General features: G+C 64.1%; 15 protein-coding genes, 1 tRNA gene and 1 pseudogene. 8 read left to right on the plus strand and 9 right to left on the minus strand.

Annotated features, from left to right (window positions below):
• Positions 1-297: 297 nt before the first annotated feature.
• Positions 298-2,433: an RNA polymerase sigma factor RpoD gene (gene rpoD, locus XH84_RS20865; RefSeq protein WP_128920041.1), complete on the plus strand. Its 2,136-nt coding sequence runs from the start codon at positions 298-300 to the stop codon at positions 2,431-2,433.
• A 170-nt stretch (positions 2,434-2,603) separates the two neighbouring features.
• On the opposite strand, the gene XH84_RS20870 is transcribed toward rpoD, so the two are convergent.
• The 3 genes from XH84_RS20870 to XH84_RS20880 all read right to left on the minus strand — a co-directional run bounded on the left by XH84_RS20870 (position 2,604) and on the right by XH84_RS20880 (position 4,417).
• Positions 2,604-2,840 (minus strand): hypothetical protein, encoded by a 237-nt coding sequence (locus XH84_RS20870; protein ID WP_128920040.1) that lies wholly within the window; start codon positions 2,838-2,840, stop codon positions 2,604-2,606.
• A 481-nt stretch (positions 2,841-3,321) separates the two neighbouring features.
• Positions 3,322-3,654 carry a hypothetical protein gene (locus XH84_RS20875; protein ID WP_128920039.1) on the minus strand — a complete coding sequence of 111 codons (333 nt, stop codon included), beginning with the start codon at positions 3,652-3,654 and terminating at the stop codon, positions 3,322-3,324.
• A 235-nt stretch (positions 3,655-3,889) separates the two neighbouring features.
• The gene (locus XH84_RS20880; RefSeq protein ID WP_128920038.1) at positions 3,890-4,417 is read right to left on the minus strand and encodes a hypothetical protein; all 528 of its coding nucleotides are present in this window, start codon (positions 4,415-4,417) and stop codon (positions 3,890-3,892) included.
• 217 nt (positions 4,418-4,634) lie between these two features.
• Here XH84_RS20880 and XH84_RS20885 point away from each other — a divergent pair, with 217 nt between their 5' ends.
• Positions 4,635-5,441: a lytic murein transglycosylase gene (locus XH84_RS20885; RefSeq protein ID WP_128920037.1), complete on the plus strand. Its 807-nt coding sequence runs from the start codon at positions 4,635-4,637 to the stop codon at positions 5,439-5,441.
• 133 nt (positions 5,442-5,574) lie between these two features.
• Here XH84_RS20885 and XH84_RS20890 read toward each other — a convergent pair whose 3' ends face one another.
• The gene (locus XH84_RS20890) at positions 5,575-6,405 is read right to left on the minus strand and encodes an SDR family NAD(P)-dependent oxidoreductase (RefSeq protein WP_128920036.1); all 831 of its coding nucleotides are present in this window, start codon (positions 6,403-6,405) and stop codon (positions 5,575-5,577) included.
• A 120-nt stretch (positions 6,406-6,525) separates the two neighbouring features.
• Between XH84_RS20890 and XH84_RS20895 the strand changes: the two genes are divergently transcribed.
• The 4 genes and pseudogenes from XH84_RS20895 (at position 6,526) to XH84_RS20910 (ending at position 10,196) form a co-directional block, all read left to right on the plus strand.
• Positions 6,526-6,900 carry a response regulator gene (locus XH84_RS20895; RefSeq protein WP_128920035.1) on the plus strand — a complete coding sequence of 125 codons (375 nt, stop codon included), beginning with the start codon at positions 6,526-6,528 and terminating at the stop codon, positions 6,898-6,900.
• A gap of 237 nt (positions 6,901-7,137) precedes the next feature.
• Positions 7,138-7,748 (plus strand): annotated as a pseudogene (locus XH84_RS20900) (LysE family translocator).
• A 567-nt stretch (positions 7,749-8,315) separates the two neighbouring features.
• A complete protein-coding gene (locus XH84_RS20905) occupies positions 8,316-9,533 on the plus strand; it encodes a GGDEF domain-containing protein (RefSeq protein WP_128920034.1) in 1,218 nt (405 codons plus the stop codon).
• A 36-nt stretch (positions 9,534-9,569) separates the two neighbouring features.
• A complete protein-coding gene (locus XH84_RS20910; RefSeq protein ID WP_128920033.1) occupies positions 9,570-10,196 on the plus strand; it encodes a peptidoglycan recognition protein family protein in 627 nt (208 codons plus the stop codon).
• A gap of 84 nt (positions 10,197-10,280) precedes the next feature.
• Here XH84_RS20910 and XH84_RS20915 read toward each other — a convergent pair whose 3' ends face one another.
• The 3 genes from XH84_RS20915 to XH84_RS20925 all read right to left on the minus strand — a co-directional run bounded on the left by XH84_RS20915 (position 10,281) and on the right by XH84_RS20925 (position 13,143).
• Entirely contained in the window at positions 10,281-10,622 is a 342-nt protein-coding gene (locus XH84_RS20915; protein ID WP_128920032.1) for a hypothetical protein, read from the minus strand.
• Positions 10,623-11,018: 396 nt separating this feature from the next.
• A complete protein-coding gene (gene rpoH, locus XH84_RS20920) occupies positions 11,019-11,918 on the minus strand; it encodes an RNA polymerase sigma factor RpoH (RefSeq protein ID WP_128920031.1) in 900 nt (299 codons plus the stop codon).
• A 217-nt stretch (positions 11,919-12,135) separates the two neighbouring features.
• Positions 12,136-13,143: an RluA family pseudouridine synthase gene (locus tag XH84_RS20925; RefSeq protein WP_128920030.1), complete on the minus strand. Its 1,008-nt coding sequence runs from the start codon at positions 13,141-13,143 to the stop codon at positions 12,136-12,138.
• Between XH84_RS20925 and XH84_RS20930 the strand changes: the two genes are divergently transcribed.
• Together XH84_RS20930 and XH84_RS20935 are read left to right on the plus strand one after the other, a co-directional pair.
• A complete protein-coding gene (locus XH84_RS20930) occupies positions 13,142-13,486 on the plus strand; it encodes a hypothetical protein (protein ID WP_128920029.1) in 345 nt (114 codons plus the stop codon). The genes XH84_RS20925 and XH84_RS20930 overlap by 2 nt on opposite strands.
• Before the next feature lie 57 nt (positions 13,487-13,543).
• Positions 13,544-13,618: transfer RNA gene (locus XH84_RS20935), tRNA-Glu, on the plus strand.
• Positions 13,619-13,885: 267 nt separating this feature from the next.
• Here the strand turns inward: XH84_RS20935 and XH84_RS20940 are convergent.
• Positions 13,886-14,305 (minus strand): CBS domain-containing protein, encoded by a 420-nt coding sequence (locus tag XH84_RS20940; protein ID WP_164936338.1) that lies wholly within the window; start codon positions 14,303-14,305, stop codon positions 13,886-13,888.
• Positions 14,306-14,484: 179 nt separating this feature from the next.
• Positions 14,485-14,955, minus strand: a complete 471-nt coding sequence (locus XH84_RS20945) for an aminoacyl-tRNA deacylase (RefSeq protein WP_128920028.1) — start codon at positions 14,953-14,955, stop codon at positions 14,485-14,487.
• Positions 14,956-15,453 lie beyond the last annotated feature (498 nt).

Below are 15,453 nucleotides of genomic sequence, written 5' to 3' on the forward strand. Positions count from 1 at the left end.
TAATCGAGGCTTAACGGTCTTGTAGCACTTTGGCCACCAGGCGGCCGCAGGCAGAACAGACGCGTCAGGACAGAATCCGCGCAATCGCTGTTGGCACTACACCTGCATCCGCTGCGACAAAGAGGCTGACGAAGCGTTAGGCAATTCCGGCGAGAGAAAGTTGGGGGTGGCGAGAGACATGTGCGCCGCCCTTTCCGTGTCGAGAGCTGCCGAAGCGAGAGCGTCGAGCAACAGGTTCATGTGAATTCAGGCAGGCGCTGCGAAGCGCCTCGCATGAAGCGCGTTTAGGAGCAATGGATGGCCACCAAGGCAAAGACGCTGCAGGCGAAGGACAAGGAAAAAGACGACAAGGCAGCGGACGCGCCGGAGAAGGATTCCCAGGACGCGCCCTCGCCGTTGCTCGATCTGTCCGACGCGGCCGTGAAGAAGATGATCAAGCAGGCCAAGAAGCGCGGCTTCGTGACCTTCGATCAGCTCAACGAAGTCTTGCCGTCGGACCAGACCTCGCCCGAACAGATCGAGGACATCATGTCGATGCTCTCGGACATGGGCATCAACGTCACCGAAGCCGACGACAGCGAAGGCGAGGAAGAGAAGGACGAGGGCGAGGACGAGACCGATAACGAGCTCGTCGAAGTTACCCAGAAGGCCGTCACCGAGGTCAAGAAGAGCGAGCCGGGCGAGCGCACCGACGATCCCGTGCGCATGTATCTGCGCGAGATGGGCACGGTCGAGCTCTTGTCCCGCGAAGGCGAAATCGCGATCGCCAAGCGCATCGAGGCCGGCCGCGAGGCGATGATCGCAGGGCTGTGCGAAAGCCCGCTGACCTTCCAGGCCATCATCATCTGGCGCGACGAGCTCAACGAAGGCAAGATCTTCCTCCGCGACATCATCGATCTCGAAGCCACCTATGCCGGCCCCGACGCCAAGGGCGGCATGAACAATGCGATGATCGCCGGCCCCACCGGCGAGGCCGGCGAAGCCCCGGCCGAGGGTGGTGACGCCGCCTCCGCCGCTGCGCCCGCGCATGTCGCCCCGCCGGCCGCACCGCCGTCGCCGACCCCGTTCCGTGCCGCAGCTGCGCCAGGCGCCGCCGAAGGCGAGGAGAAGGATCCGGGCGAGGCCGCCGCCGAGTCCGACATGGACGACGACGAGTTCGAGAACCAGATGTCGCTCGCGGCGATCGAGGCCGAGCTCAAGCCGAAGGTGGTCGAGATCTTCGACAAGATCGCCGACAGCTACAAGAAGCTGCGCAAGCTTCAGGAGCAGGACATCCAGAACCAGCTCCAGAACGAGTCGCTCTCGCCGCACCAGGAGCGCAAGTACAAGAAGCTGAAGGACGAGATCATCGTCGAGGTGAAGTCGCTCCGCCTCAACCAGGCGCGTATCGATTCACTCGTCGAGCAGCTCTACGACATCAACAAGCGCCTCGTCTCGCATGAGGGCCGCCTGATGCGCCTTGCCGACAGCCACGGCGTCGCGCGTGAAGACTTCCTGCGCAACTACACCGGCTCGGAGCTCGATCCGCGCTGGCTCAACCGTGTCTCGAAGCTTTCTGCAAAAGGCTGGAAGAACTTCGTCCACCACGAGAAGGACCGCATCAAGGACCTCCGTCACGAGGTGCATCAGCTCGCAGCCCTAACCGGCCTCGAGATCGTCGAGTTCCGCAAGATCGTGCACTCGGTGCAGAAGGGCGAGCGCGAAGCCCGCCAGGCCAAGAAGGAGATGGTGGAAGCCAACCTCCGTCTGGTGATCTCGATCGCCAAGAAGTACACCAACCGCGGCCTGCAGTTCCTCGACCTGATCCAGGAAGGCAACATCGGCCTGATGAAGGCGGTCGACAAGTTCGAGTACCGCCGCGGCTACAAGTTCTCGACCTACGCGACGTGGTGGATCCGGCAGGCGATCACCCGCTCGATCGCCGACCAGGCCCGCACCATCCGCATCCCCGTGCACATGATCGAGACGATCAACAAGATCGTGCGCACCTCGCGCCAGATGCTCAACGAGATCGGCCGCGAGCCGACCCCGGAAGAGCTCGCCGAGAAGCTCGGCATGCCCTTGGAGAAGGTCCGCAAGGTCCTCAAGATCGCCAAGGAGCCGCTGTCGCTCGAGACGCCGGTCGGTGACGAAGAGGATTCACACCTCGGCGATTTCATCGAGGACAAGAACGCGATCCTGCCCATCGACGCCGCGATCCAGTCCAACCTGCGCGAGACCACCACGCGCGTGCTCGCCTCGCTCACCCCGCGCGAAGAACGCGTCCTGCGCATGCGCTTCGGCATCGGCATGAACACCGACCACACGCTGGAAGAAGTCGGTCAGCAGTTCTCGGTGACCCGCGAGCGTATTCGCCAGATCGAAGCGAAGGCGCTAAGGAAGTTGAAGCATCCGTCAAGGAGCAGGAAGCTGCGGAGCTTCTTGGACAACTGAGCGCGGACATCGATTCCAAGCAAAACGGCGGGCCAAGGCCCGCCGTTTTTGCTTTAACCCTCATTCTCGCTCCGTCATTGCGAGCGAAGCGAAGCAATCCAGAATCTTTCAACGGACTCAGTCTGGATTTGCTTCGCTACGCTCTCAATGACGTGGATAGGGCTGCCGCCCTACTTCTTCTTCACCCCGACCCGCTCGATCCGCTTGATCTCCAGCGCCGGGCGGCCGCTCTTTTCGGCGATCTCGCGGTCCTGCTCCATGATGAAGGCGCGGGCGGGTTCGTCGCCGTCGAGGCCGCCGAGGAGTTCAGCGGGCACGCGGCGGTTGGAGCGCTGGGAATCGTCTTCATAGACGACGTTGAAGAAGGCGAATTCGCCTTTGGGATTGGTTCCGGGTTTCTTGGCCATGGCGGCTTGTCGTCGATAGATGCGCCATAGTCAAATGACTTTGCGTGGCCCCGGGGGCCGGGGCGGAGCCGTGGCCGCGGACCGCTGCATCAGAGACCCTTGTCTCAACAACCGCTCGCTTCAATAAACGGCGGGCCGAAGCCCGCCGTTTATTTTTGGTCTTTAGCGTCGCCCGGGGCTGGTGGGGCGACAACCTAAAATAGAAGACTATAGAAGGCGCCCTGCGATGGCAAGGCAAATCGTGGCGGCGTTGATGTCGCAGCGAGCGCATCAGATATGCGTCGGCTGCGATGTGTGATGTGAAAGCACATCGAAGCAATTGTTTGGATTGTCAAACCACTTGGTTCATCTTCGCGCCCTCGCGCCGCGCGCGTGTGGGGCGCGCTGTCGTCGGAACGTGCGCTGGCCTGCGACGTGCTCCCGCTTGCATGCAGATGATGTGATCCAACGCGCGAAAGCGAGTTCCATTGCGGTGCGTATCTCATTGCGAGCGCGTGCGCCGCGCCATCTCCTGCACGGCGAGCCGCGATCCGTGGCCGCCGCCTCTGCCGCTATCCTCCTTGCGCCCCTGCGCCATGATCGCGCTGCCCATCGCGACCGAGCCGAAGGTGACGAGGAAGGAGGCCAGCAGCAGCGCGAGCGCGATGCCGGGCGAGGTATCGGCGAAGATCAGCTCGCGCAGATGTCCGGGATTGAGCCAGAGCAGGCCGCCGACGAGAATCGTCGCGGCGCAGGCGCCGATCGCAAGGTTGATAGCGAGCAGGCGGAACAGGGGGATGCGGAGGAGGGAGCGGGTTGGTTGACGGTTGGACATGGCTGATTGCTTCATGCGGGCTCAACACAGTGACCGATCGCGCGGCGGCGCGGCGCAAGCAACGATATCATAGCCGCAATTCTCTCATCCGTCATTCCGGGGCGCGACGAAGTCGCGAGCTAGGATGCGCAATTGCGCATCATAGTTCGCGCTTCCGCCTTCGCTCTGCGAGCTACGGCGGACGAGCCGCGCGCCCCGGAATGACGAGAGGAAAGTGCGGCGATACCATCCGCCCTCACGCCGCCGGCGCCGTCCGGCCGGCAGCCTCGCGCTCCTGCGCCGCCTGCTGGCGCTCCATCATGGTCTGCCAGAGCGTTGCGATGCTCACTTGCGTCTGCGGCGCGATCAGGCAGTGGCCTTCATTGTCGAAGCCGCAGAACCGCACCGATGGGTCCTTTTTCACCTCCGTCAGCGCCTGGTTGATCATCTCGAGACATGTGATGACCCCATTGATGTCGGGCAGGCGGGTGTGATGCAGGATGTCCATCAGGCGGAACGTCATCACCGCGGGCTGGCCGAAGCTGATTCCGGGACGGCCGAGCTCGAGCAGCACGTTGACCGCCGGAAGCACGCCCCTGATGTGCTCGAGCACGCCGGCGACGTCCTCCACGCTGCAGGCGACGAGATGGGAAGCCTGGGGCGGGATCGTCACGGGCGCGCGCGGCGCAAGACCGAGCGAACTGATCACCTCCTGCTCGATCCATTGCCGCACCGCTGCGGGCGCATTGCGGATCTGCTCGGCGGTCAAGGTAATTCCGGTCATGGGACACTTCTCCTGGCGGCGGCTCTCCTGTCCGGTGCAATCTAGGAAGGGTAGCGTGAGACAGTTTGATGCGGATCAAGCCTCGCCCTTCAAGCCTTGTCCTTCAAGCCTTGCCCTCCAAGCTTTGCGCTTCAAGCTTTGCGCTTTGACCCTCGCTGCTTTCCCGGGCATGATCCGCGCGCGGCTTCGCGCCGGTTTTTTCAGGGGATTGCTCCATATGCTGAGACTGCTTCTCGCCGCCGCGTCCGTCCTTTGTCTGGCCGGCGGCTCGGCGCAGGCCGCGCGCTGCGGCGGTGACTTCAACAGCTTCGTCGCCACCATGGCCCAGGAAGCGCAAAGCGCCGGCGTCTCGGCGAACGTGACCAACGCCGCGCTCAGCGGTGTCACCCCCGACGGTGCGGTGCTCGCCTTCGACCGCCGCCAGCGCCACACCTTCAACAAGACTTTCGAGCAGTACGTCTCGACCCGTGTCGGGTCCAGCCGCATCAATGGCGGCCGCGCGCTTCTGCAGCGCCACGCCGCGCTGCTTTCGCGCATCGAGCAGCAGTTCGGCGTGCCCCGGTATATCCTGGTTGCGATCTGGGGCCTGGAGAGCGATTTCGGCAAAGGTGACATGGGCAAGATGCCGGTGATCCGTACGCTGGCGACGCTAGCGCATGATTGCCGCCGCACCGATCTGTTCCAGGGCGAGCTGCTCGCCGCCCTCAAGATCGTGCAGCGTGGCGACCTGCCGCTGCGCGACCTCATCGGCGCCTTCGCCGGCGAGATCGGCCAGACCCAGTTCCTGCCGTCGTCCTACATCAAATACGGCGTAGATTTCGACGGCGACGGCCATGTCGACCTCCGCCACAGCGTCCCCGACGTGCTCGCCTCGACCGCGAACCTGCTCCACACCAGCGGCTTCAAGATGGGCCAGCCCTACGGCGAAGGCACCGCCAATTTCGAGGCAATGCGCGAGTGGAACAGGGCGGTGATCTACCGCAAGACAATCGGCTATTTCGCCGATCGGCTGGCGGGGCAGTGAGGCGGGCGCTGAACTCGTAGGGTGGGCAAAGGCGCACTTGCGCCGTGCCCACCGTTCCGGAAGTGGTGGGCACGCTTTCGCTTTGCCCACCCTACGACAGCACCGAACGCGGCGACGCCGTCGCGTCCCTCACTCACGTTCCCTTCGCCATCTTCTCCAGCCGCCGCTGCAACGGCGCCCAATACGTCCCCGGGCGGAAGCGCTGCAAGAGGTCCATGAAGCGGGCGTCGTTGCCGATCAGGATGCGCGGCTCGTTGTTTTCGATGCCCTTGATGATGCGCAGCGCGGCGTCTTTCGGCGTGGTCTTCGCTGCGTTCTCGAACCGCTCGATCGACTGCGCGCGGCGCGCATTGTCGGTGACGCCGACGCCGGTACGGGAGTTGCGCGCGATCGCGGTGGCGACACCGCCGGGATGCACCACCGACAGCCTGACCGGGCTTCCCGCGACGCTGAGCTCATGCCGCACGCTCTCGGAAAAGCCCCGCACCGCGAACTTCGCCGCCGCATAGGCCGACTGTCCCGGCGGCGCGATGATGCCGAAGAGCGAGGAGAGGTTGACGATGTGCGCCTCAGGCCTCGTCTTCAGATGCGGCAGGAAGGCGCGCGTGCCGTGCACCACGCCCCAGAAATTGATGTCGAACAGCCAGTCCATCTGCGCCTGGTCGATCTCCTCGAACGAGCCCATCAGCGCCACGCCGGCATTGTTCACGACGATGCCGAGCTCCGGATGCGCGGAAGTCGCCTCGGCCGCGAACCGCGCGATGTCGGCGGGCTCGGCGACATCGACGCGATGGACGCTGACCTTGCGGTCTGGTCCGATCTCCGCAGCCAGCGTCTTCAGCCCGGCCTCGTCGCGATCGGCGAGCGCAAGATCGCAGCCGCGCCGCGCAAGCTCGATGGCGAGCGCCCGGCCGATGCCGCTGGCGGCTCCCGTGATGGCGGCGGCCCCGCGAATCGCTGTCATGATGTGCCCCGTCAAGTTTCCACAGATGGAACTATGCTTTACATTTTTTCAGAATGGAACCGAACCACACGCGAATTTGCTCCTTAACTTACGTTAGGCAAGCGAGCATTGGAGACGCCGATGGGACAAGCGCAACCATTCCGTGCCACCGCGCTGATCGTGGAAGACGACGTCATGCAGCGCGAGATGCTATGTCTCCTGCTGGAAGAGAGCGGCTACCGGGTGATCCAGTGCGAGAGCGCCGAGGCCGCGGAGCGCGTGCTCGAGAAGAGCGCCGGCGCACTCTGCCTGATGCTGACCGACGTGCAACTCGCCGGCCGCATGAACGGGGTCGAGCTCGCCCATGTCGCCAAGGACCGCAATCCCAGGCTCGACGTCGTCGTCACCTCCGGCCGCCCGCTGATGCAGCCGCTGCCCCAGGGCGCCAAGTTCTGGGCAAAGCCCTGGGCGCCGCTCGACGTGCTGCGCGAAGCCGAACTCGCGCAACTGTCCTGACTATTCTCAATCCGTCATCCTGAGGTGCGCGCGCTGCGGCGCGATAGGGTCGTAGCGCAAGCCTCGAAGGATGCACGGCCGAGCGGCAGCTACAGCCGGGCCGTCGCCCTTGCAGCTACACCCGGGCCGTCGCCCTTCGAGACTCGCCGAAGAGGCGAGCACCTCAGAGTGACGGTCTGAGACTGAAGGCTTGAGGCCTGGCTTTCTCAGCGCGGGGCGGGCTGCTAAGGTCCGCCCATGTCCTGGTCCTTCCTGCTCACCTCGCTCATCGTCGTCGCCTCGCCCGGCACCGGCGTGCTCTACACGCTGGCTGCGGCGCTGACGCGCGGCTCGCGCGCCAGCCTGGCCGCCGCCTTGGGCTGCACGCTCGGGATCGTGCCGCATATGTGTGCTGCGATGCTGGGGCTCGCCGCCGTGCTGCACACCAGCGCGCTCGCCTTCTCCGCGCTGAAATGGGGCGGTGTCGCTTATCTGCTCTACATGTCCTGGCAGGCGCTGCGCGAGAGCGGGGCGCTGGCGGTCGAGGGCGGCATCAGCGAGCGTTCCAGCGGCCGCGTCATCGTCACAGGCTTTCTGATCAACATCCTCAATCCAAAGCTGTCGATCTTCTTCCTCGCCTTCCTGCCGCAATTCATCGCCGCGGACGAGGCCCATGTGCTGGCGCGCATGCTGGAATTGAGCGGTGCCTTCATGGCGATGACGTTCGCGGTGTTCGTCGTCTACGGTCTCTGTGCGGCCTCGGTACGCGAGCACGTCATCTCCCGCCCCCGCGTCATGGCCTGGCTGCGCGCAGTTTTGCGGCAGGTTTTGCCGCGCTCGGCGCCAAGCTGGCGTTTGCGGAGCGGTAGTCTCCGGCCAATAAAAAAGCGGGCCTCATGCCCGCCACAACCCTCTTCCCGACGCCCGGGCGGAGCGAGGCTCCACCCGGGCAAAGAACAAGCCTCGTTACTTCTTCTTCGCCTTCTTGGCCTTTTTCGCCTTCTTCTTCGTCGCCTTCTTCGCTTTCTTAGCCATAGGATCCTCTTAAGGGTTAATGGTGAAACGCGACACGAGGGATGCTCGGCGGAGGGCCAGCCTCGCAACATCCTCGACGACAAACTCAGCAGATTCGCAGCTTCCTGCCCCGCACTGTCACATCGGCGTCATCGCGTTATCCACAGCTCAGATGCATTTTCGGGTGATTTTGACGCGCGAATCCGCTTTCGCCGCGGATCCGCTGGCAGAAGTGTTTGCTTAACGATGCCGGAATCCGTTCGCGGGATTCATCAATCCAAAACCAACGCCCGAGTTTGCGCGATTGCGGTGAGACTCCATTAAGCGCGTCGCGCGCATGGTCCTCCGCAAGACACGGGGGCGGGTATGTACGGACGTTTGCCAAACGAAGAGGGCGGGACCAGGCGCGTCCCGCAGTCGCCATGCTGAGCGTGCCGACACTCTGGACCGTCATCGTCATCAATTTCCTGGCGCTCGGCCTGGTCTGGGCCTATGTGGCGCGCGCCTATCCCAAATTCGAGGCGGCGCGGTACTGGACGGCGGCCGCGGTGCTGGCCGCAGCGGGCGCGGCGATCTCGATGCTGCGCGACGTGATGGACCCGCGCTTTCCGCTGATCGGCGGCGGCGGCGTGATGATCTTTTCGTCGTGGCTCGCCTGCATGGGTGTGGCGCGGTTCTATCACCGGCCGGTATCCTGGGCGGCGGCGATCACCAATTCGCTGTTCTGCACCGCCGGTCTTGCGTTCTTTCTGGTCGTCGCCGACAACATGCCGATGCGGGTCGTGATCTACTCGCTGGCTCAATCGACGCCGATCGTGCTGACGCTGCCGCTGCTGCTCGGCCAGCAGAACGGGCGGGAAAATCCCGGCGCCCGGCTCGCCGCGATCGTGGGATTTCTGCTTCTGTCCATTCACGCCGTCCGCTCCGGCGCGGCACTGTTCGGCTATGGCGGCGCCATCACGGCGATCAACTTCAACGGCTTGCAGTCGCTGATGATCCTGCTCCTGGTGTTTCTGGCCATGGGCTGGAATTTCGCCTGCCTGCTGATGGCGATCGAGCGGCTGCGCAACGAGGTCGCCGATCTCGCGCTGCTCGACGATCTCACCGGCGTCGCCAATCGGCGGCATCTGTTGCAGCGCCTGACCGAGGAATGCGCCCGCTCCGAGCGCAGCGGCGCGCCGTTCTCGCTGCTGGTGATCGATCTCGACGGCTTCAAGGCCATCAACGACACCCACGGCCATGCCGCCGGCGATGCCTGCCTGAAGCACTTCACCCTGATGGCGCAGACCCGCCTGCGGCCCGGCGACATGCTCGCCCGCACCGGCGGCGACGAGTTCTGCGTCGTGCTGCCGTCCTCGTCCTTGCGCGAGGCCGCCGCGATCGCCCGCCGCGTGCTCGAGGTCTGCCGCCAGGATGCCGAGGCCTGCACCGGCAGCGAGATCCCGATCGCGATCTCGATCGGCGTCGCGCAGTGGGATCGCGGCATCGGCGCATTCCCGGACCGCCTGATGGCCAATGCCGACCACGCCCTCTATGCCGCCAAGAAGAACGGCAAGAACGACTTTGCCGTCTACGATCCGGTGCCGCCGCTGTCGCCTGAGCCGATCGGCCGGGACCAGAGCCAGCGCACGTTCGCGTAAGGCCGTGCTACATCAGCGGCGGTGATGGGATATCGCATGATGATTGCTCGCCTGCCCGCGGTCGCCCTGGCCGCCCTCCTTTTGATCGCCCCTGCCACTGCCGAGGACGCCGAGCTCGCAAAGCTGGCGCGTGCCTCCGGTTCGCCCGAGATAGCCGGCCTGAAGATGGTCTGGCTGGCGCCATGGGGTGACGTCAGCAATGCAAGACCCTGGCGCAACATCATCGTGCACCAGACCGAAGGACCGGCGGGCTCGGCGCGCGGCGGCGCGGCGGAGCAGGCGAAGAACCCGACCCGCCGCGGCGTCACGGTGTGGGTCGAGACCGACGGCACGGTCTATTGGGCGGTCGCGGAAAACCTGGTGCCGACCCATGGCGACGGCGCCAACCGCAACGACAACAAGTACATCGACAACGGCGCGACCTATCGGCAGGTGGTGCGCGACAATTCGATCGGCGTCGAGTTCGCCGGCAATTATCCCGACGTCGCCGCAGGTCCAACCGAGGCGCAGGTCGCAGCCTGGAAGATCCTCGTGAAGGTGCTGCGCACGCGCTACGACATCCCCCTCGACCGCGTCTACGCCCACAACTGGATCGATTACAAGGACGCGCGCTATTGCGAAGGCTGCTGGCTCGCGACCCTGGCGCGGATGTGGGGGGAGTAGACGGCATTCGGGCAACCGGTGGCCGAAGCCGCCGGCGCCGAATGACCGACGTGAACGAGACACCCTCCGTTCAGGATCGCAAGTTCACACCGGCTGCGACATCCAGCCGAACAGTCGCCGCATCAGGCCCGGCCGCCCCGGCAATTCCGGCGGCTCGTCCGCGGCCAGCACGCGTTTGAAGAAGTAGTCCAGGAACACCATGTCGTTCGGCTCGGTGACGGTGAAGGACTCCTCGCCGAAGAACACGCTGTAGCTATAGAAGAACGGCCCCATCAGCGGGATCGTCGCTGTACCTGCATAGTCCTTGGAGATCACGAACTCCGACGGCTCGAGCCCGTGCTCGCGCATCGCCTGCTCGACCAGCGGCAGCTTGCGCATGAACTGGGCTGAGAAGCCGCCGACGGTGGATTGCAGGATGATCGACACGGTGTCCGTCCTATCGATGCTGTCGGTCCCATCATTTACGTCGGTCGACCGGCAGCGTGGGTTCATGGTGGGCTGGTTCTACGTCGGACGAGGGACGGGGATTGTGATGTCGCGCATGACAGCCACGACCAAAGCTGTCATCGCCCGGCAACCGGGCGATCCAGTATTCCAGAGGCGGGCAGGCGGGCGTTGAAGATCTCGCTCTTGCCATGAGCGCCGCGGCGTACTGGATGCCCCGCGCCCGTGCGCAATTGCGCACCAGGCGGGGCATGACACCGAGAGGGGGCCGCGCCGTGCCTTATTCGAACAGAACATCGCCTAGCCAACAAAAAAGCCGGCGTTGCCGCCGGCTTTCTGTCTTTCGATCCGCCAATCTCTCTTCGCGGCGAAGCCCGCTTAGTGCGCGGCTTCTAGCGCGGCCTGTTCGGCCCTTGCGATCGTGCCCTTGACCGCGGACTGCACCTTCTCGAAGGCGCGGACCTCGATCTGGCGGACGCGCTCGCGCGACACGCCGAACTCGGCGGCGAGGTCTTCCAGCGTCATCGGCTCATCGGCGAGGCGGCGGGCCTCGAAGATGCGGCGTTCGCGCGGGTTGAGCACGCCCATCGCGCCATTCAGCGCGTCACGGCGTTCGTCATATTCCTCGTGCTCGGCCAGCATGGCTTCCTGGTTCGGCGTGTTGTCGACCAGCCAGTCCTGCCATTCGCCGGCTTCGCCGTCGTCGCGGATCGGTGCGTTGAGCGACGCGTCGCCACCGAGGCGGCGGTTCATGTCGATCACGTCCTGATCGGTGACGCCGAGGCGCTTGGCAATGATCTTGACCTGGTCGGGGCGCAGATCGCCTTCGTCCAGCGCGTTGATCTTGCTCTTCGCCTTGCGCAGGTTGAAGAACAGCTTCTTCTGGTTCGCGGTGGTGCCCATCTTCACGAGCGACCAGGAACGCAGGATGTACTCTTGAATCGACGCCTTGATCCACCACATGGCGTAGGTGGCGAGACGAAAGCCCTTCTCGGGTTCGAAACGCTTCACCGCCTGCATCAGGCCGACATTGCCTTCCGAGACGACCTCGGAGATCGGCAGGCCGTAGCCGCGATAGCCCATGGCGATCTTGGCCACGAGGCGGAGATGGCTGGTGACGAGTTGGTGCGCCGCGTCGCGATCGTCATGCTCGCGCCAACGCTTGGCGAGCATGTATTCCTGCTGGGGTTCCAGCATCGGGAACTTGCGGATCTCGGCGAGGTAGCGAGATAGGCCGGATTCTCCATTGAGGACCGGCAAAGCAACGGTACGGGCCATAGTGCGCCCTCCAAAGGTTCAGGCCCCCGATAGCGGCGGGCCAGGCAGACGACCGCTGTGTCAAAGCCGGTCGGGCTGCGATGTTCCGCGTTGGTCATTTCCAACGCAGGCGCAATATACCCTATCGGGGGGCAAAAAGGGAAGGATTGCTGACGTCACGTCCCCGTGTGGCAGCTATAATCTTTTGTAATGTAACGCTTTTCTTAAAGGGCCTGCGTCATAGCGCCGCCTTCAGGGCGCTTTGAAGGAGAAGCAAATCCTCCGGCAGAGGCGCCTCCCAGTGCAGTAATTCTCCTGTCCGCGGATGCTCCAATACCAGCAGGTAAGCATGTAAAGCCTGCCGTCCGAGCGCGGCGAGGGCGGCTTGCGACTTGGGGCCGAGCTGGTTGGCCTTGGTCTTGAAATGCGGGCCATAGACGGCATCGCCCATCAGGGGATGGCCGATATGGGCGAGGTGGACCCGGATCTGGTGGGTGCGCCCGGTCTCGAGCTCGCAGGCGAGCAGCGTCGCGATCGGCTTGCCGTCGCGGCCGTTAAAACTTTCCAGAATCTCCCAATGCGTCACGGCCTCGCGGCCGCCCTGACGTACCGCCATCTTCTCGCGCGCATACGGATGGCGGTCGATCGGCGCATCGACGGTGCCGCGATGCCGGCCCGGCACACCCCAGGCAAAGGCCATGTAGCCGCGCCGCATCTCGCCGGTGCGGCCGTGATCGGCGAATTGCGCGGATAGCGAGGCGTGGGCCATGTCGTTCTTGGCGACCACCATCAGCCCTGTCGTGTCCTTGTCGAGCCGGTGCACGATGCCGGGCCGGCGCACCCCGCCGATGCCCGACAGCGAAGAACCGCAATGGGCGATCAACGCATTCACCAGCGTGCCGGTCTCGTGGCCGGCGGCAGGATGCACCACCAGCCCCTTCGGCTTGTTGAGAACGACGATGTCGTCGTCCTCGAACACGATGTCGAGGGCGATCTCCTCCCCCTTCGGCTCCGGCGCAGCCGCCTCCGGCACGTCGATTATGATCGTATCGCCGGGACTTACATGATAAGCGGGATCGCGGACCGCGGAGGCCTTCAGGTGTACTGCGCCCGCCAGGATCAGGGCTTTCAGCCTCGATCGCGAAAGGTCGGTGAGGCGCGCCGCCAGCACGCGGTCGAGCCGGGCCGAGCCCTCGTCACCGGCGACGACAACCTCCAACCTTTGCGCAGAGCCAAGACTTTCCATGACGACGTCTGATACCGCTGTTCCCGAACCGACCCCCGAGCAGGCCGCGCTGTTCGCGCGGGTGCGGCGGATGATGCTGATCGCGGGGTTGACCACGGCGCTGGCGATCTGCGCCGTTTTGATCGCGGTGGGCTACCGCCTTTTCAAGTCGGAGGGAAGGGCGGCTGAACCCGGCGGCGACGTCACCGCCACCTTGCCCAAGGGCGCCAGGATCGTCTCGACCGGGGTCGCCGGCGACCGCCTCGTGGTCACGCTGGATCTCGGCGGGGTCATCGAGATCCGGACCTTCGACGCCCATACCCTGAAGCCGGCCGGACGGCTGAAATTCGCCAATGAGCCGTAAAAGGCCCGTCGGGGTCCTTGCGGCGGACAAATTTCGAGGCTATTGGCTAGCCCTCACGCTCCCTTCGTCTAGCGGTTAGGACGCGGCCCTCTCAAGGCTGAAACAGGGGTTCGATTCCCCTAGGGAGCGCCAGATCCGCGATATTCCACGACTTTTTTCTGCGACCCCATCCGACGGCCTCCCCGTCGGGCCGCGCGATCTCGCTCGGTCATAGGTTGCGCCGCCGCAGCGTCGACGCTGATGCTGCGATCGAGTGCACCCACCCTATCGTTCACTCCGGCGCAAAGTAAGCCACATCGCGCCGTCGCCGCCGCGCGATGGTTGCATGACAAGCGCGTGGCTCGGGCTCCCCCCACGCCTGTTTGAGCGGCGATCCCGAGAGGAGCCCTGGCCGCAAGTTCAGTGATGCGCCGAAACGCTCCTCACCGTCTCGGTGAGCATATCACCGGACGCGGAACGGCTGACGTCACCCAGGCTGATGATGCCGACCATCCGCTTGCTCTTGTTGATTACCGGCAGCCTGCGGACCTGCAGCTTCTCCATGTGATGCATCGCCTTGGCGAGGTCATCGTCCTCGCGGCAGCAATGGATGCCCTCGGTCATCACGTCGCGCGCCGTCGTGCGGCCGGCATCGAAGCTGTGGCTCGCGAGCCCTTTGCAGACGATATCGCGGTCGGTCACCATTCCGACCAGCTTGTCATCCTCGCCGATCGGAATGCAGCCGATGTCATGCGCCCGCATCAGTTTGGCAAGCTCGGTGATTGGGGTGTTGGGGCTGACCCAGTCGACACCCTTGTGCATCACGTCTTTGACTTTCATGGCGAGCCTCCGTTCTTGGGTTTCAAGTGCGTTGATGCAATGCAGCGGCACCCCCAATCGAACTCCGACTAGACAAGCGCAAACACTCTCGCCGCCACCCTGTGGAACAAGTATGACGGAGACCTCGCGGTCAGAGTTCCCGCCCAAGGTCGCAACGGCAATGGGCGGCCTACAGATCCTCAGTCATGCGCGCTGAAGCGTCCGTGCGGTGCGTTGGCCGTCAGGCGCGCAAACTGCGCGTGACCCATATGGAGCAGCGTTTCATGATCGCCGGCTTCCATATAGATGTCTGGCTGTGCCTCGATGCTGTCGTCGACGATCATTTCCAATCCGTAGCATTTGCCGACGGCGGGAACCGCACCGTGTGCACAGTCGCTGAACAGCCGATTGACCTCGGTCTCATTGGCCATGTGGACATTGTCGCCGAGGCTCGTCCTCAGGTCCGACAGGCGGAGGTGATGCGATGCGGGCAAGATGGCCAGCATATATCCGCCGTCGCGCCGCAACACGATGCCCTTGGCGAGGCGGTCGCCCGAGATATGGCAGGCCTCGGCCGTTCGAGCGGATGTCATGCTGAGTTCGTGCGGGATCACCTCGTACTGGATGTTCTCAGCGGCGAAGTATTTCTGGAGCGTGGGAGCAATGGCCATGGCATCACCTCCGATGCGGAATGCGAACCATCCACCGTGAGGTCGACCACTCTCGCCATACGATGGGCGGCTGCCTGATTATAGGCCCAACATAAGTCTTCCATCAGCAAGCTGCAATTCGTCGTCGTTGACCAACTCCATGGCGAGATAGTCGGTATGCGCGTGCTGTCGGTGGTAGAGAGTACGCGCCGCAATGCGCTTCTTCTTCCGAATGGGTTCTGGCTGCTCTTCGTCCGAGCATATGCGAGGATCGCATGAGGTGGAGAGGTGCCGTTGAAGTTATATAGCGATTTCAATTACATAAAAGCTCTCAATCTATTCTGAGTGGCCCGCCAAGTCTGACCATGTCGTTCGATCGCTGATTTAGCGCCGGCTGCATCAGCCGAGCTTGCCGCCTTGAGCTGTTTCGAATTGCCCCTTTGCGCCGTCCTGCGATCTTTTTGACCGAGTTTCGAGCGTCCGCGTCCCCCACTTTGAGGCGGAGTCGCGACCGCGAAT

The organism is Bradyrhizobium nanningense, from assembly GCF_004114535.1.
GTDB lineage: Bacteria > Pseudomonadota > Alphaproteobacteria > Rhizobiales > Xanthobacteraceae > Bradyrhizobium > Bradyrhizobium nanningense.

Excerpts from the sequence above, each read along its gene's own strand:
- rpoD (WP_128920041.1), top strand. The coding sequence starts at position 298 with ATGGCCACCAAGGCAAAGACGCTGCAGGCGAAGGACAAGGAAAAAGAC.
- XH84_RS20870 (WP_128920040.1), bottom strand. The coding sequence starts at position 2,840 with ATGGCCAAGAAACCCGGAACCAATCCCAAAGGCGAATTCGCCTTCTTC.
- XH84_RS20875 (WP_128920039.1), bottom strand. The coding sequence starts at position 3,654 with ATGTCCAACCGTCAACCAACCCGCTCCCTCCTCCGCATCCCCCTGTTC.
- XH84_RS20880 (WP_128920038.1), bottom strand. The coding sequence starts at position 4,417 with ATGACCGGAATTACCTTGACCGCCGAGCAGATCCGCAATGCGCCCGCA.
- XH84_RS20885 (WP_128920037.1), top strand. The coding sequence starts at position 4,635 with ATGCTGAGACTGCTTCTCGCCGCCGCGTCCGTCCTTTGTCTGGCCGGC.
- XH84_RS20890 (WP_128920036.1), bottom strand. The coding sequence starts at position 6,405 with ATGACAGCGATTCGCGGGGCCGCCGCCATCACGGGAGCCGCCAGCGGC.
- XH84_RS20895 (WP_128920035.1), top strand. The coding sequence starts at position 6,526 with ATGGGACAAGCGCAACCATTCCGTGCCACCGCGCTGATCGTGGAAGAC.
- XH84_RS20905 (WP_128920034.1), top strand. The coding sequence starts at position 8,316 with ATGCTGAGCGTGCCGACACTCTGGACCGTCATCGTCATCAATTTCCTG.
- XH84_RS20910 (WP_128920033.1), top strand. The coding sequence starts at position 9,570 with ATGATGATTGCTCGCCTGCCCGCGGTCGCCCTGGCCGCCCTCCTTTTG.
- rpoH (WP_128920031.1), bottom strand. The coding sequence starts at position 11,918 with ATGGCCCGTACCGTTGCTTTGCCGGTCCTCAATGGAGAATCCGGCCTA.
- XH84_RS20930 (WP_128920029.1), top strand. The coding sequence starts at position 13,142 with ATGACGACGTCTGATACCGCTGTTCCCGAACCGACCCCCGAGCAGGCC.
- XH84_RS20925 (WP_128920030.1), bottom strand. The coding sequence starts at position 13,143 with ATGGAAAGTCTTGGCTCTGCGCAAAGGTTGGAGGTTGTCGTCGCCGGT.
- XH84_RS20940 (WP_164936338.1), bottom strand. The coding sequence starts at position 14,305 with ATGAAAGTCAAAGACGTGATGCACAAGGGTGTCGACTGGGTCAGCCCC.
- XH84_RS20945 (WP_128920028.1), bottom strand. The coding sequence starts at position 14,955 with ATGGCCATTGCTCCCACGCTCCAGAAATACTTCGCCGCTGAGAACATC.